This is a genomic window from Gordonia sp. NPDC003425 (assembly GCF_053588635.1).
In genome coordinates this window covers 1-24240 of sequence record NZ_JBSFQI010000022.1, presented here as the reverse complement: position 1 = coordinate 24240, position 24240 = coordinate 1, and the positions used below count along the sequence as shown (strand labels likewise).

Annotated in this window: 24 protein-coding genes and 1 rRNA gene; 8 read left to right on the top strand and 17 right to left on the bottom strand. The window is 69.0% G+C overall.

All coding sequences use genetic code 11. The features are described from left to right. Nucleotides 1-5 precede the first annotated feature (5 nt). The 9 genes from murI to clpS all read right to left on the bottom strand — a co-directional run bounded on the left by murI (nt 6) and on the right by clpS (nt 6622). On the bottom strand, nt 6-830 hold the full coding sequence (murI, locus tag ACWDTD_RS19320) for a glutamate racemase (RefSeq protein WP_449748782.1): 825 nt from the start codon (nt 828-830) through the stop codon (nt 6-8). Then, nucleotides 827-1456, bottom strand: a complete 630-nt coding sequence (locus ACWDTD_RS19315; RefSeq protein ID WP_449748756.1) for a rhomboid family intramembrane serine protease — start codon at nt 1454-1456, stop codon at nt 827-829. The genes murI and ACWDTD_RS19315 overlap by 4 nt, the downstream gene beginning before the upstream one ends. 59 nt (nt 1457-1515) lie before the next feature. Beyond that, on the bottom strand, nt 1516-2505 hold the full coding sequence (locus ACWDTD_RS19310; RefSeq protein WP_449748755.1) for a PLP-dependent cysteine synthase family protein: 990 nt from the start codon (nt 2503-2505) through the stop codon (nt 1516-1518). A gap of 4 nt (nt 2506-2509) precedes the next feature. Continuing rightward, on the bottom strand, nt 2510-2800 hold the full coding sequence (locus ACWDTD_RS19305) for a MoaD/ThiS family protein (protein WP_449748754.1): 291 nt from the start codon (nt 2798-2800) through the stop codon (nt 2510-2512). A gap of 5 nt (nt 2801-2805) precedes the next feature. Then, complete coding sequence (locus tag ACWDTD_RS19300) at nt 2806-3213, bottom strand: Mov34/MPN/PAD-1 family protein (protein WP_449748753.1); 408 nt, start codon at nt 3211-3213, stop codon at nt 2806-2808. A 116-nt stretch (nt 3214-3329) separates the two neighbouring features. Beyond that, nucleotides 3330-4565 carry a wax ester/triacylglycerol synthase domain-containing protein gene (locus tag ACWDTD_RS19295; protein ID WP_449748752.1) on the bottom strand — a complete coding sequence of 412 codons (1236 nt, stop codon included), beginning with the start codon at nt 4563-4565 and terminating at the stop codon, nt 3330-3332. Between the two features lie 13 nt (nt 4566-4578). Further along, on the bottom strand, nt 4579-5685 hold the full coding sequence (locus ACWDTD_RS19290; protein ID WP_449748751.1) for a P1 family peptidase: 1107 nt from the start codon (nt 5683-5685) through the stop codon (nt 4579-4581). Then, nucleotides 5682-6257, bottom strand: a complete 576-nt coding sequence (gene aosR, locus ACWDTD_RS19285; RefSeq protein ID WP_449748750.1) for an oxidative stress transcriptional regulator AosR — start codon at nt 6255-6257, stop codon at nt 5682-5684. Before aosR ends, ACWDTD_RS19290 begins: the two co-directional genes overlap by 4 nt. Before the next feature lie 23 nt (nt 6258-6280). After that, nucleotides 6281-6622 (bottom strand): ATP-dependent Clp protease adapter ClpS, encoded by a 342-nt coding sequence (gene clpS, locus ACWDTD_RS19280; protein ID WP_449748749.1) that lies wholly within the window; start codon nt 6620-6622, stop codon nt 6281-6283. Between the two features lie 20 nt (nt 6623-6642). On the opposite strand from clpS, the gene ACWDTD_RS19275 reads away from it, so the two are divergent. The 5 genes from ACWDTD_RS19275 to glgB all read left to right on the top strand — a co-directional run bounded on the left by ACWDTD_RS19275 (nt 6643) and on the right by glgB (nt 14990). After that, a complete protein-coding gene (locus ACWDTD_RS19275; protein ID WP_449748748.1) occupies nt 6643-7947 on the top strand; it encodes a nicotinate phosphoribosyltransferase in 1305 nt (434 codons plus the stop codon). Nucleotides 7948-8008: 61 nt separating this feature from the next. Next, nucleotides 8009-8623 (top strand): isochorismatase family protein, encoded by a 615-nt coding sequence (locus tag ACWDTD_RS19270; protein WP_449748747.1) that lies wholly within the window; start codon nt 8009-8011, stop codon nt 8621-8623. Next, a complete protein-coding gene (locus tag ACWDTD_RS19265; RefSeq protein ID WP_449748746.1) occupies nt 8620-10689 on the top strand; it encodes an ATP-dependent DNA helicase in 2070 nt (689 codons plus the stop codon). The genes ACWDTD_RS19270 and ACWDTD_RS19265 overlap by 4 nt, the downstream gene beginning before the upstream one ends. A gap of 61 nt (nt 10690-10750) precedes the next feature. Next, entirely contained in the window at nt 10751-12751 is a 2001-nt protein-coding gene (locus ACWDTD_RS19260; protein WP_449748745.1) for a maltotransferase domain-containing protein, read from the top strand. Nucleotides 12752-12761: 10 nt separating this feature from the next. Next, nucleotides 12762-14990: a 1,4-alpha-glucan branching protein GlgB gene (gene glgB / locus ACWDTD_RS19255; protein WP_449748744.1), complete on the top strand. Its 2229-nt coding sequence runs from the start codon at nt 12762-12764 to the stop codon at nt 14988-14990. Nucleotides 14991-14994: 4 nt separating this feature from the next. Here glgB and ACWDTD_RS19250 read toward each other — a convergent pair whose 3' ends face one another. From ACWDTD_RS19250 to ACWDTD_RS19230, 5 genes are all read right to left on the bottom strand, one after another. Beyond that, the gene (locus ACWDTD_RS19250) at nt 14995-15900 is read right to left on the bottom strand and encodes a tetratricopeptide repeat protein (protein WP_449748781.1); all 906 of its coding nucleotides are present in this window, start codon (nt 15898-15900) and stop codon (nt 14995-14997) included. A 130-nt stretch (nt 15901-16030) separates the two neighbouring features. Further along, the gene (locus tag ACWDTD_RS19245; RefSeq protein WP_449748743.1) at nt 16031-17242 is read right to left on the bottom strand and encodes an MFS transporter; all 1212 of its coding nucleotides are present in this window, start codon (nt 17240-17242) and stop codon (nt 16031-16033) included. A gap of 10 nt (nt 17243-17252) precedes the next feature. Further along, nucleotides 17253-17558, bottom strand: a complete 306-nt coding sequence (locus ACWDTD_RS19240; protein WP_449748742.1) for a thiamine-binding protein — start codon at nt 17556-17558, stop codon at nt 17253-17255. A 13-nt stretch (nt 17559-17571) separates the two neighbouring features. Next, nucleotides 17572-17940, bottom strand: coding sequence for a DUF3817 domain-containing protein (locus ACWDTD_RS19235; RefSeq protein ID WP_449748741.1), 369 nt, complete (start codon nt 17938-17940; stop codon nt 17572-17574). Nucleotides 17941-18019: 79 nt separating this feature from the next. Then, complete coding sequence (locus ACWDTD_RS19230) at nt 18020-19225, bottom strand: acetyl-CoA C-acetyltransferase (protein ID WP_449748740.1); 1206 nt, start codon at nt 19223-19225, stop codon at nt 18020-18022. An 83-nt stretch (nt 19226-19308) separates the two neighbouring features. Between ACWDTD_RS19230 and mce the strand changes: the two genes are divergently transcribed. Together mce and ACWDTD_RS19220 are read left to right on the top strand one after the other, a co-directional pair. Next, nucleotides 19309-19788 carry a methylmalonyl-CoA epimerase gene (gene mce, locus ACWDTD_RS19225; protein ID WP_449748739.1) on the top strand — a complete coding sequence of 160 codons (480 nt, stop codon included), beginning with the start codon at nt 19309-19311 and terminating at the stop codon, nt 19786-19788. A 55-nt stretch (nt 19789-19843) separates the two neighbouring features. After that, on the top strand, nt 19844-20830 hold the full coding sequence (locus tag ACWDTD_RS19220) for a hypothetical protein (protein WP_449748738.1): 987 nt from the start codon (nt 19844-19846) through the stop codon (nt 20828-20830). 4 nt (nt 20831-20834) lie between these two features. On the opposite strand, the gene nucS is transcribed toward ACWDTD_RS19220, so the two are convergent. Both nucS and glsA read right to left on the bottom strand, forming a co-directional pair. After that, complete coding sequence (nucS, locus tag ACWDTD_RS19215) at nt 20835-21533, bottom strand: endonuclease NucS (RefSeq protein ID WP_449748737.1); 699 nt, start codon at nt 21531-21533, stop codon at nt 20835-20837. A gap of 74 nt (nt 21534-21607) precedes the next feature. Then, nucleotides 21608-23011: a glutaminase A gene (gene glsA / locus ACWDTD_RS19210; protein ID WP_449748780.1), complete on the bottom strand. Its 1404-nt coding sequence runs from the start codon at nt 23009-23011 to the stop codon at nt 21608-21610. Nucleotides 23012-23233: 222 nt separating this feature from the next. On the opposite strand from glsA, the gene ACWDTD_RS19205 reads away from it, so the two are divergent. Further along, entirely contained in the window at nt 23234-24073 is an 840-nt protein-coding gene (locus ACWDTD_RS19205) for a universal stress protein (protein ID WP_449748736.1), read from the top strand. A gap of 79 nt (nt 24074-24152) precedes the next feature. On the opposite strand, the gene rrf is transcribed toward ACWDTD_RS19205, so the two are convergent. Further along, a 5S ribosomal RNA gene (gene rrf / locus ACWDTD_RS19200) occupies nt 24153-24240 on the bottom strand; the annotation flags it as partial.

Below are 24240 nucleotides of genomic sequence, written 5' to 3'. Positions count from 1 at the left end.
CGTTTCTATGCGTGGTCGACGCGCACGTGCGCGACAGGTCGCACCACCGGCCCCAGGAAACGACTCGACAAGCGCGCGAAGAACTCGGGATCGCCGGTCGCTTCGAATACCCGGTCGGCCTCGCGGTCGGTGTGCGGATGCAGCATGTCCGATTCGGTGAGCACGCGGAACAGATCCTTGGCCGTCTCCTCGGCGCTCGACACCAGCGTCACCTCGTCGCCCATCGCGAGCTGGATGACTCCCGACAGCAACGGATAGTGCGTGCACCCGAGCACGAGGGTGTCCACATTCGCTTCCTGCAGCGGTTCCAGATAGCCCTGGGCCAGCCCCAGGATCTGCCTGCCGCTGGTGATGCCGCGTTCGACGAAGTCGACGAAGCGGGGACACGCCACGGCGGTGATCTCCACGTCGCGAGCCGCGGCGAACGAATCCTGGTAGGCGCGTGACGCGATCGTGGCCGAGGTCCCGATGACCCCGATACGGCCGGTCTTGGTGGCCACCACCGCACGCCGCACCGCGGGCAGGATCACCTCGATCACCGGGATCGGGGCGTAACGCTCGCGTGCGTCGCGCAGGCACGCCGACGAGGCGGTGTTGCACGCGATGACGATGGCCTTGACCCCGCGGCCGGCGAGGTCGTCGCCGATGGCCAGCGCGTGACGGCGGATCTCGGGGATGGTCAACGGGCCGTAGGGCCCGTTGGCGGTATCGCCGATGTAGATGATGTCCTCGTCGGGCAGCAGGTCGATGACGGCGCGCGCAACGGTGAGACCGCCGACGCCGGAATCGAAGATACCGATGGGCGCGTCGGGACGGGTGTGGGCGTCTATGACCGCACCCCCGGTCCCGCGGCAGAGGAGGACCGTGACGTGCGGCGATCACGATCGGCGAGAAACCAGGCGGCCAGCACACCGCCGACAGCGCCGAACAGGTGGCCCTGCCACGACACCCCGACCTCGCCGGGAAACAGTCCCCAAAGCACCGATCCGTACACGACGAAGAGCAGCACGCCGAGTGCCACCTGCCAGAAATCGCGGTTGAACAGGCCGCGCACCAGCAGGAACGTCAGCCAGCCGAAGATGATCCCGGATGCGCCGACGGTGACGGTATACGGCGGGGCGAACAGCCACACCCCCACACCCGACACCACCCAGACGATGGCGGTGACGATCAGGAAGCGGCGGGTCATCAGAAGCAGGAAACCGAGCACCACACCGGGTATGAGGTTGGCGAACAGGTGCTCGAAGTTCGCGTGCAGAAACGGCGCCCACAGGATGCCGTCGAGGCCGTCGACCTGTCGTGGTTCGATGCCCGCCTGGTCGAGGTCGTAGTGGGTGGCCGCATCGATGGCCTCGATCACCACCAGCAACGCGACGATCGCTGCCATGACGATCACCGACCGCTGCCACAGCGGGCGGGGGCCGCCGGCGGTGGATGTGGTGCGGTTCGGGGTCATCGGGGTTCCTGTCGGGGCGGGATGGGGTGCTGTCGACGGGCGGATGTCACGGGACCCGGTCAGGCCCAGAGTTGCCCGTCGAGTGCCTCCTCGGCATCGTCCAGGCTACCGGTGTAGGCGCCGGTCGACAGATACTTCCAGCCCGCGTCGGGGATCACCAGTCCGATATCGGCGCGCCGACCCTCCTTCATCGCCGTACGGCCCAGGCCGCGCGCCGCCTGCAGGATGGCGCCGGTGGAGATGCCCGCGAAGATGCCCTCGGTGTCGATCAGTTCACGGACCCGGGCCACGGCATCGACACCCTGCACCGAGTAGCGCCGGGTGAGCACCGCGTCGTCGTAGAGCTCCGGGACGAAGCCCTCGTCGATGTTGCGCAGGCCGTACACCTCATCGCCGTAGCGCGGTTCGGCCGCGACGATCTCGACGTCCGGGTTCTGCTCACGCAGGTAGCGCCCCACCCCCATGAGCGTGCCGGTGGTGCCGAGCCCCGCGACGAAGTGGGTGATCTCGGGGAGGTCGACGTAGAGCTCCGGACCGGTGCCCTCGTAGTGGGCCAACATGTTGGCGCGATTGCCGTACTGATAGAGCATCACCCAGTCGGGATGCTCGGCGGCGAGTTCCTTGGCCACCCGCACAGCGGTGTTGGAGCCACCCGCAGCGGGCGACGAGATCACCTGCGCGCCGAACATCGTCAGCAGTTGCCGACGCTCCTCGGAGGTGTTCTCGGGCATCACGCAGATGAGTTGATAGCCCTTGAGTTTCGCCGCCATGGCCAGCGATATCCCGGTGTTTCCGCTGGTGGGTTCGAGGATGATCGAGCCCGGCCGCAGCAGCCCGTCGGCCTCGGCCTGCTCGATCATTCGCAGCGCAGGACGGTCCTTGATCGATCCGGTGGGGTTGCGGTCCTCCAGCTTTGCCCACAGCCGCACATGCGGGCCGCCGCCGCCGGGTTCTCCGGGGTCGGTGTCGTCCCACCGTGGCGAGAGTCGCTGCAGGCCGATCAGCGGGGTGTGCCCCACCGACTCGATGAGTGAGTTGTACCGCGCCACCGGTCTACTGGCCGCCGGCCACGGCGGGCAGGATGGTCACGTCGTCGCCGTCGGCAACGGCGGTGTCGAGACCGCCGGAGAACCTGACGTCCTCGTCGTTGACGTAGATGTTGACGAAGCGGTGCAGTTTCACCGCGCCGCTGCGATCCTGGGCCACCAGCCGCTCCTTGATTCCCGGATTCGACGCGTCGAGGTTGTCGATGATCTCGGCGAGTGTGGTGCCGGTGGCATCCACCCGCTTCTCACCTCCGGTGTGGGTACGCAGGATGGTGGGGATGGACACGGTGACGGGCATGGATGTCAACTCCTGATCTCGATGGGTTCTTCGGTGACCTCGCCATCGACGATGCGATAGCTGCGGACCTCGGCGTTGTCGGCGTCACGGGTGGACACCAGGACGTAGTGGGCGTCGGGTTCACCGGCGTAGGAGATGTCGGTGCGACTCGGGTACGCCTCGGTGGCGGTGTGCGAGTGGTAGATGACGACGGGTTCCTCGTCGTTGCGTTGCATCTCGCGCCACACCGAGAGCTGCTCGGCGGAGTCGAACCGGTAGAAGGTGGGTGACCTCTCGGCGTTGACCATTGCGATGAACCGTTCCGGACGATCCGAGCCCTCGGGCCCGGCGATCACGCCACAGGCCTCGTCGGGGTGGTCGGCGCGCGCATGCGCAATCATGGCGTCCACCAGTTCCTGGCTGATCTGCAGCACCTCCGGCCCTTCCCCGGTGGACGGTCCACCGTTTCCGCAACTGCCATTTCCCGAGACTCAACGAGCCGCGCCGTGCACCTTATTCCATCGGCACGTCATCGCATTCCATCGCCACTTCACCGCCGGGCGAGGCCGCCGACGAAGTCCATCTCGGCGGCGAACGCCGCCGCGACGGTGTCGGCGGGGATGGGCGCAGCCGTGTGCAGACCCCATGAGAGACACCCGGAGTAGGAGACTGCGACCACGCTGATGCGTACGTTGCCGCCGAGGGTGCCCACCGGGTGCAGCCGCAGCAGGGGCGCGCCACCAAACCGGAGTTCGGTCCGTGGCCCGCGCAGGCTGCTGCTGACGGCACCGATGATCCGCTGGTGATCGGCGTACCGCATGAACAGGCGCATCATCAGACGCCCGCGTGGTGCCGGCGGGGCGCCGCCACGGCGTGCTGCCGCGATGGCCGGTGCCGCGCGGGAGTGGATCGTGGCGAGTCGCGCGCCACCGTCGTCGACGCGCAGCGGGACGGACACCAGCACATTCGTCAGCGCGTTGCCCTCTCCACGATGCCGGTCCACCGCGATGGGCACCGACACTCGCACCTCGGTGGGCGGCTGCTCGCCGAGTGCGCGCAGTCCGGCGGCGATGGCGGCCGCGGCGGCGCTGAGTACCGCGTCGTTCACGGTGGCGCCCACCGACCGGGCACCGGCAGCCACCGCGTCGAGGTCGACGTCGCCGAACCGCACGGCGTGCAGGCCACGGATCTCGCCGAGAAGCGCACCCCGCGGGACCCGTGACCCGTGGAACATCTGCGTCCACTGCCCGACAGCACCCGGTCGGCCGCGGTGGGCGGACGGCTCGGGTGTCGAGCCGATCGACCGGCCCTGCTCGTCCGTCGGGGGGATCGCGTCGGCAAGCCCCGCCATCAGCGTCGCCGCCGCCAACCCGTCGGCCAGGCTGTGGTGGATACGTACCAGCATCCCCGCTCTACCCGGGGCCACCCGGGGCTCGAACAGCACTTCCCACAACGGATGGGCGTGATCCATCGCCGTGATCATGCGCTGCACGGCGAGATCACTCAGGGTCATCGAATCAACCACGCGCACATGGTGTTCGGGCACGATGCGGGTGTCGCGCCACCACCAGGTGCGGCCGCTGGTATCGGGTCGCTGACCCAGTCGGGTGATACGCGCCGCACGAGCAGCAAGCATCTCGCGTGCGGCGCCGATGTCGACGTCGCCCTCCGACGACACGAAACCGCCGGGCCCCAGTTCTCCCGCAATCACGAAGGCGTTCACCCGGCTGACGGAATCGAAGACGAGGTTGGCCGCGTCGGCGGCGGAGATCGGTTCGTCGGCCATGGCCGCGGTCCGGTCAGCCGCGCGCCGACGGGACGATGTCGGCGTAGGTGGGCACCCCGGCCACCGGGGTCGCCGCGAGGACCGCCTTGACGATGGCCCGCTGGGTCACCGCGGTGGCCACCCGGCACACGTCGACCAGTACCGCCGCCTCGGGGTTCATCCCCGGGGGCACCAACGGCGTCGAATCGGCCGGGACGGCTCCGGTGGCCACCGCGAAGATCGTGTCGCCGTCCAGCGGCGAATGCACCGGGTGGATCGCCCGGGCCAGTCCGTCGTGCGCCGACATCGCCACCCGGCGCACCGATGCCGCCGACAGCGTGGCATCGGTGGCCACCACCCCGATCGTGGTGTTGAGCACCGTGTGGGTGGTGGTGAACTCGGCGATCCGCGCGACGTCGGCGGCGGCGGGTCGGCGCAGCCCGTACCGGTCGAGGTCGGCGCCCGACGCACCCCACGGCAGTCCGGTGGCCGGATCGATCACCGATCCGACCGGGTTGGCGACGATCACCGCGCCCACCGTGATGCCCGCACCCGGACCGGACTCGATGCGCGTCGACGCGGTTCCCACCCCACCCTTGAGGCCGCCCGCACGGGCTCCGGTGCCCGCACCCACACTGCCCTGCGCGACGTCCGCGCCCGCGGCGGCGAGGGCTTGTCGCCCGAAGTCGGCGTCGGGGCGGCGATCCCATGCGCCCACCGGGAGGTCGAAGATCACCGCGGCGGGCACGATGGGCACCACGTGTCCCACGGCGTCCATCGGCAGCCCCCGGCCCTGGATCTCGAGCGCCGACAACACGCCGTCGGCGGCGGCGAGACCGTACGCGCTGCCGCCGGTCAGCACGATCGCATGTGCGGTGGTCACCGTGTTACTCGGATCGAGCAGGTCGGTCTCACGCGTGCCCGGCCCGCCGCCGCGCACGTCGACCGCCACCGTCGGCGGCACCGACGCCCCCGCCGGGGTGTCAACGGTGATCACGGTGGTTCCGGTGGCCCAACCGGTACCCGGCGGGTCGTCGGGCCCACCGATCCCGATCGACGCGTCCGGGTCGAGCCGATGGTGGTGCCCGACGCCGATCCCGGCCACGTCGGTGATCCGGTCGCGCAGCGTCACCTCACTCACATCAGGGCCTCGACCAGCAACTCCTGCATCACGGTCAGCCAGTGGTAGACGTCGAGGTGTCCGGCGTGCGGGTCGTCGGCGGGCAGATGATCGGGGGTGTCCTCGGAGATCCCCAGCATCGCACCGAGCGCCAGTCGCACGTCATTGAGCGCCGTCAGCCAGGCCATCGCCTGGTCCTCGCTGAGCACCACATCGCCGCCGCCGTCGGGCAGCGTGTCGAGCATCGTGGTGGCCGCAGCCAGCTTGGCGTCGATGATCTTGGGCTCGTTGACGCTGCGCAGCGCCGCGTTGAGCCGGCCGTTGACGACGTCGGCGGACAGTTCGGCGTCCTGATCGGGCCGGTGGAAGTCGGGCAGCAACCGGCCCAGCGTGGCGTCGGTGGGAGCGCTGGTGTGCCCGGTGCGGATTCCGGTGAGTTCGGCCAGTTCGTCGCGGGGTGCGCTGCTCTCGCGATCGTTGAGCAATTCGCACATCGACGACACCAGCGAGGCCAACAGTTCGGCCTCGTGGGCTTCGAGGTTGCTGGTGATTCGCACCGACCGGCCCCGGCCCTTACGTTTCCAGACGCGCATGCTGACCCTCTCCGCGCCGTCGGTCAGCTGTCGCGCTGCATCGTCGCCCACAGGCCGGCGGCATGCAGCTTGGCCACGTCGGCTTCCACCTTGTCGCGATCGCCCGAGGACACCACCGCCTTGCCCTCGGTGTGTACCTGCATCATCAGCTGGTTCGCCCTCGACTCGGAGTATCCGAACACCTTCTGGAACACGAACGTCACGTAACGCATCAGATTCACCGGATCGTCCCAGACGATGGTCACCCACGGGCGGTCGAGCCCAACGGCACCGTCGGCGACCGACGGTTCGGCCACCGCCGTGCCGGTGTGGGATCCCCCGTCGCCGGGAGTAGCCTCGTGCGCACGAATGTCGTCAGGCGCCATACAACCTAGGGTAAGGGATCGTGACCTTCCGCAACACCGCGCTGCTCACCGACCAGTACGAACTCACCATGGTCGCGGCCGCCCTGCGCCAGCCCGTAGCGCAGCGGAAATGTGTGTTCGAAGTGTTCGCCCGGCGCCTGCCCGACGGCCGGCGCTACGGGGTGGTCGCGGGCACCGGGCGGGTCGTGGAGGAATTGGCCGGCTTCCGCTTCGGCGACGACGAGATCGCGGTGGTCCAACGTTTCCTCGATCCCGAGGCCGTCGCATGGCTGCGCGACTATCGCTTCTCCGGTGACATCGACGGCTACCGGGAAGGCGAACTGTACTTCCCCGGCTCGCCGATCCTGACGGTGCGCGGCAGCTTCGCCGACGCCGTGGTGCTCGAGACGCTGATCCTGTCGATCCTCAATCACGACAGTGCGATCGCATCGGCGGCGGCGCGCATGGTCAGCGCAGCCGGGTCGCGCCCGATCATCGAGATGGGATCGCGGCGCACCCACGAACGCGCCGCGGTGGCCAGCGCACGCGCCGCCTATCTGGCCGGCGTGGCGGCCACCTCGAATCTCGAGGCCGCCCGCAGCTACGGCGTCCCCAGCGCGGGCACCGCCGCCCACTCCTTCACGCTGGGCTTCACCAGACCCGACGGACCCGACGAGAAGGCGGCATTCGCCGCGCAGATCGAGGCACTCGGCGTGGGTACCACCCTGCTCGTCGACACCTTCGACATCACCCAGGGGGTGCGCAACGCCATCGAGGTGGCCGGACCCGAACTCGGTGCGGTGCGTATCGATTCCGGCGATCTCGGCGTCCTCGCCCGCCAGGTTCGCGACCAGCTCGACGACCTCGGCGCCCCGAACACCAAGATCGTGGTCTCCGGCGATCTCGACGAGTACGCGATCGCGTCGCTGCGCGCCGAACCGGTCGACACCTACGGGGTGGGCACCTCGCTGGTCACCGGCAGCGGAGCACCCACCGCCGGGATGGTCTACAAGCTCGTCGAGGTCGACGGCATCCCGGTGGCGAAACGCTCCAGCCACAAGGAGTCCCACGGCGGCGCCAAGACCGCGCTACGGGCCGCTCGCGCGTCGGGAACCATCGTCGAGGAGATCGTCTACCCCACCGCGGGCCAACCGCCGAGTGCCAATGGCCACACCCTGCGTCCCCTGCAGATTCCGTTGGTGCGCGGCGGCGAGCCGGTCGCCGACCTGCCGACCCTGGCCGACGGGCGTACCCACCTCGCGGCCGGACTGGTGAGCCTCCCATGGGAGGGCCTCGGTCTGTCCCATGGCGACCCCGCCGTCCCCACCCGATACGCGCTCGGATGAGCGGGCTGCACCACCGAATCACCGCACCGATGCCCCGGCCCCAGCGAGCACAGGAGAACCGATGAGCAGCACCCACTTCCCCGACGCCGACTCCGCCGCGGACGCGCTGATCGTCGTCGACGTCCAGAACGACTTCTGTGAGGGCGGTGCGCTCGGGGTGCGCGGCGGCAACGCCGTCGCCCGGTCGCTCGCGTCCCTGACCGGCGACTATGCCTCGGTGGTGGCCACCCGCGACTACCACATCGATCCCGGCGACCACTTCTCCGAGAATCCCGACTTCGTCGACTCGTGGCCGCCGCATTGCCGCGTGGGCACCGACGGTGTGGCGTTTGCTCCCGACTTCGACACCTCGCGCGTGCAGGAGGTGTTCTCCAAGGGCGAGTACGCCGCCGCCTACTCGGGCTTCGAGGGCGCCGCACAGGACGGCACCACGCTCACGCAGTGGTTACGTGATCACGACGTGACGTCGGTGGACGTGGTGGGGATCGCCACCGATCACTGTGTGCGGGCCACCGCGCTCGACGCCGCCGGCGAAGGGTTCGCCACGCGGGTACTGCTCAACTTCACCGCCGCGGTGGCGCCGGAGACCACCCGCAAGGCGCTCGCCGAGTTGCGTGACGCCGGGGTCACGCTGGTCGGCGACCTGCTCTACGACGGTCAGACCTCCGACACGTGACCGACCTGCCATCGGTGCCCGACCTGCTCGACGCGGCGGTCACCGCCCTCTCGGGTGCCCGGCGCGACGGCCAGGTCCGGATGGCCACCGCGGTGGCGCACGCCATCGACACCCACGAGCATCTCGCCGTGCAGGCGGGCACCGGGACCGGTAAGTCGCTGGCGTACCTGGTGCCCGCGATCCGGCATGCCATGGAATCCGGTCACACCGTGGTGGTGTCCACGGCGACGATCGCACTGCAACGACAGCTCATCGAGCGTGACCTGCCGCGGCTGGCCGGGGCGCTGGCGGGTCAGCTGGGCCGCGAACCCACCTTCGCCATCCTGAAGGGCCGCGCAAACTATCTGTGCCTCAACAAGATCCACTCCGGCACCGCCGACGAGCCGGACACCGAGCTGTTCGATCCGTTCGAGTTGTCGCGGACCGGCCGTGACGTCACCCGGCTGCGGGAGTGGTCCTCGGACACCGACACCGGCGATCGCGACGACCTCTCCCCCGGGGTCGCCGACCGGTCGTGGCGACAGGTGAGCGTGACGTCGCGGGAATGCCTGGGCGCGACGAACTGCTCCTACGGCGAGGATTGCTTTGCCGAGCAGGCCCGCCGCCGCTCCGGGCAGGTCGACGTGGTGGTCACCAACCACGCACTGCTGGCGATCGACGCGATGAGCCCGGCGAACATCCTGCCCGAGCACGACGTGGTGGTGATCGACGAGGCGCACGAACTCGTCGACCGCATCACCTCCGTGTCGACCGCCGAGGTGTCGGCGGCGGCGATCGCCCAGGTGTCACGGCGCTGCGGCAAACTCATCGACGAGGAGACCACCGACGGCCTGCTCGGGGCGGGCGAGGCACTCGGCGAGATGCTCGCCGACGCCCCGGAACGCGAGTGGACGTCGCTGCCGTCGTCGGCCGCGCTGACGCTGGCCGCGTTGCGCGACCGGCTGTGGCAGGCACGCAACGCGATCGGCCCGGTCCGCGCGCCGGGTTCCTCGGACGATCCGGGTGCCGCCGCGGCCCGGTCGGCGGCGCTGACCTCGCTCGACGACCTGCACGACACCGTGGTCCGGATACTCGGCGCGTTCGACGAACCCGACGCCGCCAAGCGACGTGATGTGGTCTGGGTGTCCCAGCAGCGGGTCGGCCGCTCGGCCGACACCCGTGCGGTGCTGCACATCGCGCCGCTGTCGGTCGGCGGGCTGCTGCGCGCCACACTGTTCGCCAAAGCCACGGTGATCCTCACGTCGGCCACCCTGACGGTCGGCGGCTCCTTCGACGCGCTGGCCGCCACATGGGGGTTGCCCGCCGCCGGCCGCGGCACCGACACTCCCGCCGCCGATGCCCGCGCGGTCACCGCGTCCGGTGCGGAGGTGCCGGCCGATTCGGCGTCGGTGCGCTGGACGGGGCTCGACGCCGGCTCGCCCTTCGACTACCCCCGATCGGCCATCCTCTATGTGGCCCGCCACCTGCCACGGCCCGGGCGCGACGCGATGGCACCGGCCGTGCTCGACGAACTCACCTCCCTCGTCGAGGCCGCCGGCGGCCGCACGCTGGGGCTGTTCTCGTCGATGCGTGCGGCGCGCGAGGCCAGCGAGGTGCTGCGCGAGCGGTGCGACCTGCCGATCCTGTGTCAGGGAGACGACACGACGTCGGCGCTGGTGCGGCGATTCGCCGAGGACCCGCAGACGTGCCTGTTCGGCACGCTGTCACTGTGGCAGGGCGTCGACGTGCCCGGCCCCTCGCTGTCGCTGGTGGTGATCGACCGCATCCCCTTCCCCCGGCCCGACGACCCGCTGCTCACCGCCCGCCAGCGCGCGGTGACCGCCGCCGGCGGCAACGGATTCCTGTCGGTTGCGGCCAACCACGCGGCGCTGCTGCTCGCCCAGGGTGCGGGGCGTTTGCTGCGGTCGGTGGACGATCGAGGTGTGGTGGCGGTCCTCGACTCGCGGTTGGCCACCGCCGGGTACGGCGGCTACCTGTTGGCGTCCATGCCGCCGTTCTGGCGGACCACCGATCCCGCCGTGGTGCGGGCTGCGCTCGGCAGACTCGGGGCCGTACCGCTACGGTGAGAGCAACGGAGTCAACGGAGTATCCACGCCGAGCACGGGTCGGCGACGAGAGGGGGCCGCAGTGATCGGCCGGATGGGCATCGACGACATCCAACCATTGGTCTCCGAAGGGCAGGTCCCCGCGAAATGCGTTGTTGGAGAACTCATTCCGATCAGCGCGACGGCCTGGCGCGAGGGGCATGACGCGCTCGGGGTGACCCTGCACGTGGAGACGCCGCGCCGCGACACCATGAAGATCCCGATGGTGGCCTCCATCGAGCCCGATCAGTACAACGCGGCGATCGTGCCCGACGCGGTCGGTTACTGGTCGTTTCGCATCGAGGCCTGGAGTGACCCGTACGAGACGTGGCGGTCGGGGATTCTGAAGAAGATCGACGCCGGGCAGGGTCCCGAGGATCTGGCCAACGACCTCGAGATCGGCGCGCGCATCCTGGTGCGGGCCATCGAACTCGACGGCGACGCGGCTCGTGAACTGCTCACCGACGCCATCCACGACCTGCGTTCCACCCGCCGCCGGGTGGAGAACCGGGTCAGTCTCGCCGTCTCCGACGACGTGCAGGACCTGATGCGCGAGCGCCCGGTGCGCGATCTGGTCACCAAGAGCCGGATGTACCGGATCTGGGTCGACCGGCGCCGCGCCCTGTTCGGGTCGTGGTATGAGATGTTCCCCCGTTCCACCGGCGGCTGGGACGGCGAGGGCCATCCGGTACACGGAACGTTCCTCACCGCGGCGCAGGATCTGTCCCGGATCGCCGACATGGGCTTCGACGTGGTGTACCTGCCGCCCATCCACCCGATCGGCGCGGTGAACCGCAAGGGCCCCAACAACACTCTCGTCGCCGGACCCGACGATGTGGGATCGCCGTGGGCCATCGGGTCGGCCGAGGGCGGGCACGACGCCATCCACCCGCAGCTCGGTTCGGAAGAGGACTTCGCCTATTTCGTCGGCCGCGCCCGCGAACTCGGCATGGAGGTGGCACTCGACCTCGCCCTGCAATGCGCCCCCGACCATCCGTGGGCGATCGACCATCCGGACTGGTTCACCACCCTGCCCGACGGCACCATCGCCTACGCCGAGAACCCGCCCAAGAAGTACCAGGACATCTACCCGCTCAACTTCGACAACGACCGCAACGGCATCTACCGCGCGGTGCTGAAGGTGGCCTTGCACTGGGTGGGCTTGGGGGTCAAGATCTTCCGGGTCGACAATCCGCACACCAAGCCGCCCAACTTCTGGCAGTGGCTGATCAGTGAGATCAAGAAGCGCGATCCCGATGTGCTGTTCTTGTCGGAGGCGTTCACCCGTCCGGCGCGCCTCTACGGGCTGGCACGGATCGGCTTCACGCAGTCCTACACCTACTTCACGTGGAAGACCGCCAAGTGGGAGCTCGAGGAGTTCGGGCGCGAGATCGCCGCGCACGCCGACGAGGCGCGGCCCAACCTCTTCGTGAACACCCCCGACATCCTGCATGAGAGCCTGCAGCACGGCGGGCCGGGCATGTTCGCGCTGCGCGCGGCGCTGGCCGCGACCCTGGCGCCGTCGTGGGGGGTGTACAGCGGCTACGAACTCTACGAGCATGTCGCGGTGCGCGAGGGCAGCGAAGAGTACCTCGACTCGGAGAAATACGAACTGCGCCCGCGTGACTACAAGGCCGCCACCAGCCGCGGTGAGTCCCTCGAGCCGTTCATCACCACGCTCAACCACATCCGGCGACGCCACCCCGCGTTACAGCAGTTGCGCAACATCACCTTTCACCATCTCGACAATCCCGCGCTCATCGCGTTCTCCAAGCTCGATCCGGTCTCGGGTGATCGCGTGGTGGTGGTGGTCAACATCAATCCGTTCGGGCCCGAGGAATCGACGCTGTGGCTCGACATGCCTGCCGTCGGCTTCGACTGGCAGGATCGTTTCGTCGCCCGCGATGAGGTGACCGGCCAGGAATTCGGTTGGGGCCAGGCCAATTACGTACGGCTCGAGCCGTGGCGGGCAGTGGCGCACATCGTGGCGCTGCCGCCGATGGAGTCCGCCGCGGCCGTCCGACTCTCCTATCGTGTGCAGTGAGGATCATCCAGTGAGTGCGTCAGTTCCCCCGCAGCCCTACGCTTCCGACCACGATGTGCGTCGACTGTTCGCGGTGACCCACCCCGACCCCCATGCGTTCCTCGGCGCCCACGACGCACCCGACGGATACACCATCCTGCGGACCCTGCGGCCCAACGCGATCGCGGTGTCGGCGGTGATCGGCGGCGTCGACCATCCGATGATGCGCCAGACCGACGACCTGTTCGTCGTCGCGGTGCCCATCGCCGGCCTGATCGACTACCGCTACCGGGTGATCTACCCGGACGGGCACGGCGGCACCGACGAGTTCGTGGTGGCCGACGGATACCGCTTTCTGCCCAGCCTCGGCGAGATGGACCTGCACCTGTTCTCCGAGGGCCGTCACGAAGCGCTGTGGGACGTCCTCGGCGCTCGCGCGGTCAGCTACACCACCCCCGACGGCGAGGTGTCGGGGACGGCGTTCTCGGTGTGGGCCCCCAATGCCCACGGCGTGGTGGTGGTCGGCGATTTCGACGCCTGGTCGGGACGGGCCACCCCGATGCGCTCGCTGGGTTCGTCAGGGGTGTGGGAGGTGTTCGTGCCCGATGTCGGCGACGGCACGCTCTACAAGTTCCGGGTGCACGGCGCCGACGGGGTGATCCGCGACAAGGCCGATCCGATGGCACGGCGCACCGAGAAGCCGCCGTCGACCGCGTCGGTGGTCAGCGTGTCGGACTACGAGTGGTCCGACGACGCGTGGATCGATCGCCGGGTGCGGTCGAGGTCCGACCAGGAGCCGATGAGCATCTACGAAGTGCACCTGGCCTCCTGGCGGTTCGGACTCGACTACCGCGAAGTGGCCCACCAGCTCGCCGATTATGTGGTGGAGAAGGGTTTCACCCACGTCGAGTTCCTGCCGGTCGCCGAGCATCCGTTCGGCGGTTCGTGGGGCTACCAGGTGACCTCGTACTACGCGCCCACCGCACGATTCGGGACGCCCGACGACTTCCGGTATCTGGTGGACCACCTGCACTCGCGCGGCATCGCGATCCTCGTCGACTGGGTGCCCGCCCACTTCCCCAAGGACGAATGGGCGCTCGCACGGTTCGACGGGACCGCCCTCTACGAGCACGCCGACCCACTGCGTGGCGAGCAACTGGACTGGGGCACATACGTTTTCGATTTCGGTCGACGCGAGGTGCGCAACTTCCTGGTGGCCAACGCGCTGTACTGGTTCGATGAGTTCCACATCGACGGACTGCGGGTGGACGCCGTCGCGTCGATGCTCTACCTCGACTATTCACGGCCGGCCGGCCAGTGGCGGCCCAACGTGTTCGGCGGGCGCGAGAACCTCGAGGCCGTGCAGTTCTTGCAGGAGACCAACGCGACGGTGCACAAACTGTTCCCCGGTGTCATCACGGTGGCCGAGGAATCCACCGCGTGGCCCGGCGTGACGCGGATGACCGACCTCGGCGGGCTCGGATTCAGCTTCAAGTGGAACATGGGCTGGATGCACGACACGCTCGGCTACCTCGGCCGCGACCAGGTGCACCGCAGTTTCCACCATCACGAGATCACGTTCTCACTCATGTACGCGTGGAGCGAGAACTTCGTGCTGCCCCTCTCCCACGACGAGGTGGTGCACGGCAAGGGCACCCTGTGGAGCCGGATGCCCGGCGACTCGTGGACCAAGGCGGCCGGTGTGCGGGTGTTCCTGGCCTACATGTGGAGCCATCCGGGCAAACAGTTGCTGTTCATGGGCCAGGAGTTCGGCCAGAGCGCCGAGTGGGCCGACAACCGCAGCCTCGACTGGAATCAGCTCGACGGGTGGGAGGGCGAGCTGCATTCGGGAATCTCGTCGCTGGTCACCGACCTCAACCGGATCTACCGCGAGTCGCCGTCGCTCTACACCCAGGACACCCTGCCCCAGGGCTACGAGTGGATCGACGCCAACGACACCGCCAACAACGTCATCAGCTTCCTGCGGTTCGGCTCCGACGGCTCGGTGATGGCCTGTCTGTTCAACTTCTCGGGTGTCGATCGCTCCAGCTACCGGGTGGGCCTGCCGCGGGCGGGTACCTGGAGCGAGGTGCTCAACACCGACGCCGCGCACTATTCCGGTGCCGGCAAGGGCAACCTGGGGTCCGTGGAGGCCGACGGCGAGGGCTGGCACGGCCGGCCCGTGTCGGCGTCGGTGATGCTGCCGGCGAACTCCGCGATCTGGCTGGCCCCGGTCGACACGCCGAACAACCGGCCGTGACCGCTCAGTAGAGGGCGCTGGCCAGTTTGCGGCGGGCGGCCACCACGAACGGCTCCGCCGGATCGAACAGCTCGAACAGTTCCAGCAGCCGGGTGCGGGCCCGGGTACGGTCGTCGCCGGCGGTGGCCTTGATCACCCCGATGATCCGGTCGAAGGCGGCGTCGGGCTGTTGTGCGAGCAGCAGCACGTCGGCGGCGGCGAGCTGGGCGTCCACGTCGTGCGGTGCCGCGGTGTCCACGATCGACGGATCGTGGGCCTGGGCGCGCAGCACGAATTCCAGGTTGCGGGTGGCCGAGGCCGCCTCGACATTGCCCGGCTCGGCGGCGACGATGGCGCGATAATCGGCCAGCGCACCGTCGAAATCCCCGGCATTGAGCTTGTCCTCGGCCGCCACCATCCGCGGGTCCTCGGGCTCGGATGCCGGCACGGCGTCGTCGACACCGGTCAATGCGCTGCCCACCTGCGCGAGGATCTCGTCGATCCAGGCCGTGATCTCCTGCTCGGAGCGCACACCGTTGAAGGCGGCCACCGGCTGCCCGGCCGCGACCGCCACCACCATCGGAATCGACTGCACCCGGAACGCCTGGGCGATCCGGGGATTGGCGTCGACGTCGATCTTGGCCAGCACCCACGCGCCTGCGGCCTGCCCGGCCAGGCGTTCGAGCACCGGCGAGAGCTGCTTGCAGGGGCCGCACCATTCGGCCCACAGGTCGATCACCACGAGTTGGCGGGTCGACCGGGCGAGCACCTCGGTCTCGAAGGTCTCCTCGGTGACATCGAGGACTCCACCGCCGGTGGTCGGTGGGGTGGTGCCGGGCGCGGACGTGGCCGCCGGCGGTGGTCGATGTGCCTGGGCGCGCTGGGCGTCGGCGCGTTCCTTGAGTGCGGAGAGGTCGACGGCGCCGGACATCGCCACCGCTGCGGAAGCCTGCTGACGTGCGGCCGCGGCCTGTGCGCGCGTGCCGCTTCCCTGAGGACGGGAGGAAGGTCGAGTCACCCTCCTAGTGTGTCACGACGCCCGCACCTGGCCCACCGCACCATCACTCGCTCTGCCGAACCGGCCGCGGACGCACCACGGGCGCGGCCACCATGGCGAAGACAAGTGCGGCCAGCACCGGCACCAGCCCGGTCGACAACGTCGACCGTGCGGCGATGAATCCGACGACGGCCGGTCCCGACAGCATGCCGAGGTAGCCGCATCCCACCACCGCCGAGATCGCCGCACCGCTCGATTCGGTGGTGAGATTGCCTGCGGCGGTGAAGATCTGCGGAATCAGACCGGCCAATCCCACCCCGAACAGGGTCCAGCCCGCGATCGCGACAGCGGTCACGGGAGCAAGCAGGGCCGTTGCCATCCCCACGATGCCGAGCAGCGAGCCGTACCGGATCACCGCGACGGGGCCGAGGGCGCCGGCGATGGGATCGATACCGAACCGGGCGACGGTCATCGCGGCACTGAACGAGCCGAAGGCCAGCGCTCCGACGGCATCGCGAGTGCCGAACGTCTCCACCACGTGCAACGCGCTCCAGTCGTAGGCGGTGCCCTCGGCCAGCATCAGCGCGAACGCCACGGCCGCCAGGATCACCAGCCGGCGCACGTCGACGCCGCGCCACCACCGACGCGGTGCCGCACCGGCCTGCCCGGCGTGCACCACCGGGGTGGCACCGGTATGCACGCCGCCCACGCGTTCGTGCTCTGCGCGCATCAGGTGACGAGACGATGCCGCGACCACCACCAGTCCGGCGGCCGCGCCGACGGCAACCGTGGCCACCACACCGACGTCGGCCCACAGCGTCGCCGCCACCACCGCCGACCCCACCAGTCCGCCGAGTGAGAAGAAGCCGTGAAAGGCCGACATGATCGGCCGCGCGTAGGCGCGTTCGACGACAACCGCCTGGGCGTTCATGGAGACGTCGAGGCTTCCGTTGACGAATCCGAACGCGGCGAGCGAGGCGGCCAGGGTGGCGGTATCGGTGGCCAGTGCGGGTCCGAGCATCACCGCGCACAGGGCCGTCGCGGCGATCACGGTGGTCAGCCTTGACCCGTAACGGTCCAGCGCGCGGCCGGTGACCTGCATGCCCACGAACGCCGAGCCACCCAGCAGCAGGAGCAGCGCGCCGAGCTGCTGGTGGTCGGTGCCGGTGCGGGCGGTGATCACCGGAATGTGGGCCACCCAGAGGGCGGCCAGGAATCCGTTCAGGCAGAAGATTGCGGCGACGGCCCGACGGGCCGCGGGCAGCGGATGACGCACGGCGGCCGCCTCAGGACAGATGCCGCATCACCCGGTCGACTTTTCCCGTCATCTCGTCGGTGTGCCCGGGCCGGATATCGGCCTTGAGCACGAGACCCACCCGCGGAGCGTGCGCGGCGACCGCGTCGGTGGCGCGTTTCACCACGTCCATCACCTCGTCCCAGTCGCCCTCGAGGTAGGTGAACATCGACGTGGTCTGATGCGGCAGACCGCAGTCGCGGACCACCTCGACCGCGGCGGCGACGGCCTTGCTCATCCCGCCGTCGGCGTCGACGGCATCTCCACCGGAGGGGGTCAGGCTGAAGGCGACGATCATCTCCCGTGCCCGCCTACGCGGCGACCCGGACCTCGCCGTCGCCCGACTGCGCGGGCGAGAGCTCGGCGAGATGACCGGCACGCGCGGCCCACCACTCGAAGACGATGGTGCCGAACGGCGGGATGCTCGACACCAGCGCGAGCAGGGCGACCCACCGGTTCCACTTCAACGACACCGCGGTCGCGAGCGCGATCAGCACGAATGCGACGAAGACGATGCCGTGCACCATGCCCGGATACCGCACCGCCTCGGTGTGGCCGAGGACCCACTTGAAGTACATGGCGATCAGTAGCGCGAGCCACGTGATCGCTTCGAGGATGGCGACGAACCGGAACCGCTTGGCGGGTGTGGACAGGTTGAACAACTGGGTCATGCCTTCCATTGTGCCGAAATGCCGCGTGGCCTACGACGATGTGTCGTAGGCCACGTGCGTCGAGCGAACCGGCAGATGGTGACCCGGATCAGGATGCGGGCACGCGCAGGATCAGGCCGTCGCCCTGCCCGCCGGCACCGCACAGCGCGGCGGCACCCACACCGCCACCGCGACGCCCCAGCTCCAACGCGAGGTGCAACGCGATCCGAGCACCCGAGCTGCCGATGGGATGGCCGACGGCGATCGCCCCGCCGTTGACGTTGACGATCTCCGGATCGATTCCCAGCGCGCGGGTCGAGGCCAGTCCCACCGCGGCGAACGCCTCGTTGATCTCGACGAGGTCGAGGTCCTTGGGGGTGATTCCGGCACGCGCACAGGCCTTCTCGATCGCATTCGCCGGCTGCAGCTGCAACGACGAATCCGGACCGGCCACCACGCCGTGCGGACCGATCTCGGCCAGCGGGGTGAGGCCGAGCTCGTCGGCCTTGGCCTTGCTCATCACCACCACCGCGGCGGCCCCGTCGGAGATCTGCGACGAGTTGCCCGCGGTGATCGTGCCGTCCTTGCGGAACGCCGGACGCAGTCCGGCCAGGCTGTCGACGGTGGTGTCGGCGCGGATGCCCTCGTCCTCGACGAACTCGACCGGGTCGCCCTTGCGCTGCGGAATGGCCACCGGCACCACCTCGTCGGCGAACACGCCGTTCTTCCATGCCGTGGCGGCGAGCTGGTGGCTACGCGCAGCGAACTCGTCCTGCTCGGCGCGGCTGAAACCGCGGGTGTCGTTGCCCTGCTCGGTGAGCGCGCCCATCGGCTGATCGGTGAAGGCGTCGTAGAGTCCGTCGAAGGCCGTGTGGTCCACCAGCTCGGTGTTGCCGTACTTGAATCCCGAACGGCTGCCGGGCAGCAGATGCGGTGCCTGCGTCATCGACTCCTGACCTCCGGCCACGATGCAGTCGAACTCCCCGGCCCGGATCAGCTGATCGGCCAGCGCAATGGCGTCGATCCCCGACAGGCACATCTTGTTGATCGTCAGCGCCGGTACATCCCACCCGATGCCCGCCTTGATCGAGGTCTGGCGGGCGGGCATCTGACCGGCGCCGGCGGTGAGCACCTGGCCCATGATGACGTACTCGACGGCCGAGGCCGGTACGCCGCCACGCTCGAGTGCTCCCTTGATGGCGATGGCGCCCAGATCGACGCCGCTGAATCCCTTGAGCGAGCCCAGCAGACGGCCGAACGGCGTGCGGGCACCGGCGACGATGACCGAGGTCGGTTGATCGGAAGCCGCGGGCATGTTTACCTCCAGAAAAGCGATGTGTGCGCCGCCAACCGAGCGGTCGCTCTGTCGTTCATTCTCCACCACGCTACCGTTAGCTCATGACCACCTCATCATCAGACCCCGCGCAGGCAGCGGGCGGCGCCACCGCCCTGATCTCCGACCTCGTCGTCGCCGTCGATCACGTCGGTATCGCTGTCCCCGATCTGGAGGCGGCGAAGAAGTGGTACGGCGACAACCTGGGATTCGTCACACATCACCAGGAGACCAACACCGAGCAGGGCGTCGAGGAGGCGATGATCGGCCCGGCCGCAGTGGGCGGCGGCACCGTCATCCAGCTCCTCGCACCGCTGACCCCCGAGTCGACCATCGCGAAGTTCATCGGACGCAGCGGCCCCGGCCTGCAACAGCTGGCGCTGCGGGTCACCGATGTCGACGCGGTGGCGCAACGCCTCACCGACGCCGGGGTACGCGTGCTGTATCCGCAGGCCAAGCACGGCACCGCGGATTCCCGGGTCAACTTCGTCCACCCCAAGGACGCCGGCGGCGTGCTGCTGGAATTGGTGGAACCCGCCCACTGAGCCCGGTGACCGGCAGCAGCCACGCCGGTCAGAGTGCGGCGATAGACTGTCGTGCATGGCAGCGCAGGTACCGAGGCAGCAGCTACCGTTCGCCGTCGTCATGCGTGGATACGACCGCGAGCAGGTCGCCGACACGATGCGGCGTTTCGATGCCGAGATGCGGGTTCTCGCGGCCGACCGCGACGCCGCGACGGCCAATGCCCACGAGCTCGCGGCGCACCTGCAGGACGCACGTGACCAGATCGAGGATCTGCGTCGGGAGGTCGACACCCTGTCGGTGCCGCCGACCACCGCTCAGGGAATGAGCGAACGACTCAGCCGGATGCTGCAGCTCGCGTCCGACGAGTCGTCGGAGATGCGCGCCGAAGCATCCGCCGAGGCTGCCGAGACCTTGTCGGTGGCACGACAGGAGGCCGCACAACTCGTCTCCGATTCCCACGCCGAGGCCGACCGGATTCTCGCCGAGGCACGCCACCGCGCGGCGGGCATCGTGGCCGAGGCCGAGGAGAAGGCCACCGAACTGCGCGACGAGGCCGACGCGGTGAACGCGAAGTCCAAGGCCGACGCCGAGGAAGACGACCGACTGCGCGACGAACGGCGGGCGGCGATGGAGGCCGAACACACCAAGACCATGACCGCCGCCCGCGAGGAGGCGCAGCGGATGGTCGCCAAGGCACAGGCCGAGGCCGCCGAACTCGAGCGCGAGAGTGCGCAGACCAGAGCCGAGATGCAGCGGCAGCACGAGGCGGACCTCGCCGATCAACGACGGGTGGCGCTCGGCGAGGCGCAGACCATTCGACAGACCGCGCTGGAGATCGCCACCGAACGGCTGGCCCGTTCGCGCGAGCTGGCCGCGCGCGCCGACGAGGCGCGGGCGGGAGTTCTCGACGAGTTCGAGGAGATCCGTACCAAACTCGGCGAGTTCCCCGAGATTCTCCGGCGTCCCGGCGACGTCGACTACACCGCCATGTCCGACGCCGACGATCTCGACGAGCTCAACCGCGTGCTGTCGGAACGGTCACGGGTCGGCGCCGAGGACTGACCGGTCAGAAGAGCCGGAACTCGGTGCTTTCGGCACCCCGGAGCGCGTCGTAGTCGAGCACCACGCACCGGATTCCCCGGTCGGTGGCCAGCGTGCGGGCCTGCGGTTTGATCTGCTGGGCAGCGAACACTCCGCTCACCGGCGCGAGCAACGGGTCGCGATTGAGCAACTCGAGATAGCGGGTGAGCTGCTCGACACCGTCGATCTCGCCGCGACGTTTGATCTCCACCGCCACGGTGGCACCGTCGGCGTCGCGGCAGAGCAGATCCACCGGGCCGATCGCGGTCATGTATTCGCGTCGCACCAGACTGTGGCCGGGTCCGAGTGTCTCCACGTGCTCGGCCAGCAACTCCTGCAGGTGCGCCTCGACGCCGTCCTTCACCAGCCCGGGATCCACACCGAGGTCGTGACTCGAGTCGTGGTCGATCGAGGCGATGGTGATCCGCAGTTCCTCGCCCGCCTTGTTCGTGACCACCCAGTACGCCGCGACCGAGTCGTGCACCGCGGCAACCTCGTCGGGCACCTCCGTCTCGGTCAGCCGGCACGGCGGGCTCATCCAGTTCAGCGGCTTGTATGCGCGGTCGTCGGCGTGCACACTCACCGACCCGTCCGACTTGATCAGCAACAACCGCTTGGCCATCGGCAGATGGGCGGTCAACCGCCCCACATAGTCCACTTGGCATTCCGCGATCACCAGACGCACAGACCGCAGCTTATCGGGCGCGCACTCCGCGCCCGCACCCCCGTCATGTCATGATCTCTCGTCGGGTGCTCGGCTCAGCGGTTGCGGTAGTCCTTGAGCAGGAACTCCTCGGCGTCCTCCACCGCATCGGCCATGGCGGAATGCACATGCGGCAGTGTCGGATCGAGGCCGAGATAGGCATCGGGCACGGCCAGCTGCGGCACCACGGTGTCGTGGCGATGCCGTTCCACACTCGCCCGGATCTCGCCGTCGGGATCGACCAGGATTGCCCGACGGCCCGAGGAGTCGGCGGTGTTCTTCATCGCGAGCATCATCGTGCGCGCCACCGGATCGATCACACCGACCCGGGAGATGTCGATGATCACCACCCCGACCTTGTCGTCGTCGAGGTCCTTCTCGACCCGGCGGAACGCACGTTCGGCGCCGGCGAACGTCAGATCTCCCTGCAGCTCATAGACGCGTACCCGATCTCGGCAGGTGCGCAGGTAGCTGCGTTCGATCTCCGACCAGTCATCGCTGATCGGGAACTCCCCGATGTCGTACACCGAGCGCACGGTGATCCGGCTTCCCCGGGTGACGTTGAACATGTGCAGTCCGAGGTCGGTCGACAGGTGCCGGCAGGTGTCGACGCCGCGCACGCTGTTGCCGTGCTCATCGAGCCGTGGTGAGTAGACACCGATGCCCAGTTGACCCGGCAGCACCGCGAGGATGCCGCCCCCGACGCCACTCTTGGCGGGCAGGCCCACCGATGTCACCCAGTCGCCGGCCCCGTCGTACATCCCGCACGTGGTCATCACCGAGAGCACGCGTTGCGCCACCTCCTGGGTGAAGGCGTGTCGCCCCGTGCGGGGGTTGACTCCGCCGCAGGCGATCGTGGTGCCCATGACGGCGAGATCGTCGGCGGTGACCTCGATCGAGCATTGCCGATAGTAGAGCTCCAGTGCGGCGTCGGGATCGGTGTCCAGGGCGCCGAAACTGTCGAGCATGTAGGCGATGGCCCGATTGCGCGATCCGGTGGCGGCCTCGGACGCGAAAACCTCCTCGTTCATGGTCAACCGGCGTCCGGCACACGCCGAGTAGAAGTCGAGGACCTCACCGAAGACCTCACCGACCACACCCGGCCCCACGTCACCCACCGGCGGCAACAGCAGCGACGCGGCCACGATGGCACCGGCGTTGATCATCGGATTACGTGGGCGTCGGCGCGAGTCGACGCTGATCTCGTTGAACGCCTCTCCCGACGGTTCCACCCCGATCCGCTCGTCCACCGCGGCCGGCCCGAGTCGGCCGAGTGCCAGTGCGTATGTCAGCGGCTTGGACACCGACTGAATGGTGAAGACAACGTCGGTGTCGCCGAGCGAATAGGTGTACCCGTCGTGCACGCACACGGTGAGCGCGTAGCCGTCGGGGTCGACGGTCGAGAGTTCGGGAATGTAGTCGGCGACGGTTCCGGACCTGTCGTCGGCACAATCGTCCATGATCTTGCGGAGGTAGCCGTCCACATGAGAGATCGTCACGGCTCGACGGTAGTCCCCCGCGCCGCCAAGATGGCGGACGCGGTTCGGACCCGGCGATGTTCGATCCTCGAACGCGACGATGTGACGCGGTGATCTCCGGTACGGTTCACGCCGGACAGGCATCATGGAGTCGTGCCCGCCGAACTCTGCGGGCGCGACACGATCCGAACGGAGCGCAGCACAATGGCATCCCGGCCGAACTTTCTGGTGGCCTATCTCGCAACACCGGGAGGCGAGGATGCCCTAGCGCTCGGCGGGCAACTCGCCGAGTGCTTCGACACCGATCTTCGGGTCTGCATGGTGGTGCCGCCGGTGCGCAGCAACGACGCGACCGCTCCCCTCGGAGATTTCGTCGAGATCGTGGATCGTCAGACCACCGAGTCGCTGGATGAGGCGCGCGCCGAACTCCCCGACGACGTGGCCGCCGACGCGTACGTCGCCACCTACGAGAACACCGCGGACGGAATCGCTTCGGAGGCACGCCGTTTGGACTCGGCGGCCATCGTCGTCGGCGGTTCGGGCGGCGGCATTCTCGGACGGCACTCGCTCGGATCTGTGGTGAACGGGTTGCTGCACGTCGCCACCACCCCGGTGGTGGTCGCCCCCCGCGGTATGCGGGAGGTTGCGACGCCGATACGGCGGGTCACCTGCGCGGTGGGCAGCGGCCCCGGAAATCCGGCCCTCATCCGTGCCGCCATCCGCGCGTGTGTGCGCGCCGATCTCGAACTACGCCTGCTTTCGCTGGTCTCCCTCGACGACCGGGAGACTGCAGCCTCCCAACTCGACGAGCTGGTGGCTGCGGTGCGCCCCCAACTACCCGACGGACACCCGGTGACCGCTGTACTCGGCGCCGGCCACACGGTGGAGGACGCGGTGGGCTCTCTCGAGTGGGATCCGGGCGATTTTCTCTTCGTCGGATCGTCACGGCTCGCTCGTCCGCTGCACATGTTCCTCGGCACCACCGCCGCGAAGATGATGCGGGTGTTGGCGGTCCCCGTGGTGGTCGTGCCACGCGACGCCTGAGCCGATCACCCGCGCGACCCCAGAACGCACAAAGCAGTGTGGCCCCTCGCGAAATGCGAAGGGCCACACTGGAAATTGTGTTCGGCGGTGTCCTACTCTCCCACACTGGTTAGGGTGCAGTACCATTGGCGCTGGAGGGCTTAGCTTCCGGGTTCGGAATGGGGCCG

What these genes read in the sequence shown, in the direction of transcription:
- clpS (WP_449748749.1), bottom strand. Translation starts at nt 6,622, where the DNA reads ATGGCGCCTGACGACATTCGTGCGCACGAGGCTACTCCCGGCGACGGG.
- ACWDTD_RS19250 (WP_449748781.1), bottom strand. Translation starts at nt 15,900, where the DNA reads ATGTCCGGCGCCGTCGACCTCTCCGCACTCAAGGAACGCGCCGACGCC.
- ACWDTD_RS19205 (WP_449748736.1), top strand. Translation starts at nt 23,234, where the DNA reads ATGGCATCCCGGCCGAACTTTCTGGTGGCCTATCTCGCAACACCGGGA.
- glsA (WP_449748780.1), bottom strand. Translation starts at nt 23,011, where the DNA reads ATGGACGATTGTGCCGACGACAGGTCCGGAACCGTCGCCGACTACATT.
- ACWDTD_RS19230 (WP_449748740.1), bottom strand. Translation starts at nt 19,225, where the DNA reads ATGCCCGCGGCTTCCGATCAACCGACCTCGGTCATCGTCGCCGGTGCC.
- mce (WP_449748739.1), top strand. Translation starts at nt 19,309, where the DNA reads ATGACCACCTCATCATCAGACCCCGCGCAGGCAGCGGGCGGCGCCACC.
- aosR (WP_449748750.1), bottom strand. Translation starts at nt 6,257, where the DNA reads ATGCGCGTCTGGAAACGTAAGGGCCGGGGCCGGTCGGTGCGAATCACC.
- ACWDTD_RS19295 (WP_449748752.1), bottom strand. Translation starts at nt 4,565, where the DNA reads ATGGCCGACGAACCGATCTCCGCCGCCGACGCGGCCAACCTCGTCTTC.
- ACWDTD_RS19270 (WP_449748747.1), top strand. Translation starts at nt 8,009, where the DNA reads ATGAGCAGCACCCACTTCCCCGACGCCGACTCCGCCGCGGACGCGCTG.
- ACWDTD_RS19315 (WP_449748756.1), bottom strand. Translation starts at nt 1,456, where the DNA reads ATGACCCCGAACCGCACCACATCCACCGCCGGCGGCCCCCGCCCGCTG.
- ACWDTD_RS19220 (WP_449748738.1), top strand. Translation starts at nt 19,844, where the DNA reads ATGGCAGCGCAGGTACCGAGGCAGCAGCTACCGTTCGCCGTCGTCATG.
- ACWDTD_RS19240 (WP_449748742.1), bottom strand. Translation starts at nt 17,558, where the DNA reads ATGATCGTCGCCTTCAGCCTGACCCCCTCCGGTGGAGATGCCGTCGAC.
- ACWDTD_RS19235 (WP_449748741.1), bottom strand. Translation starts at nt 17,940, where the DNA reads ATGGAAGGCATGACCCAGTTGTTCAACCTGTCCACACCCGCCAAGCGG.
- ACWDTD_RS19305 (WP_449748754.1), bottom strand. Translation starts at nt 2,800, where the DNA reads ATGCCCGTCACCGTGTCCATCCCCACCATCCTGCGTACCCACACCGGA.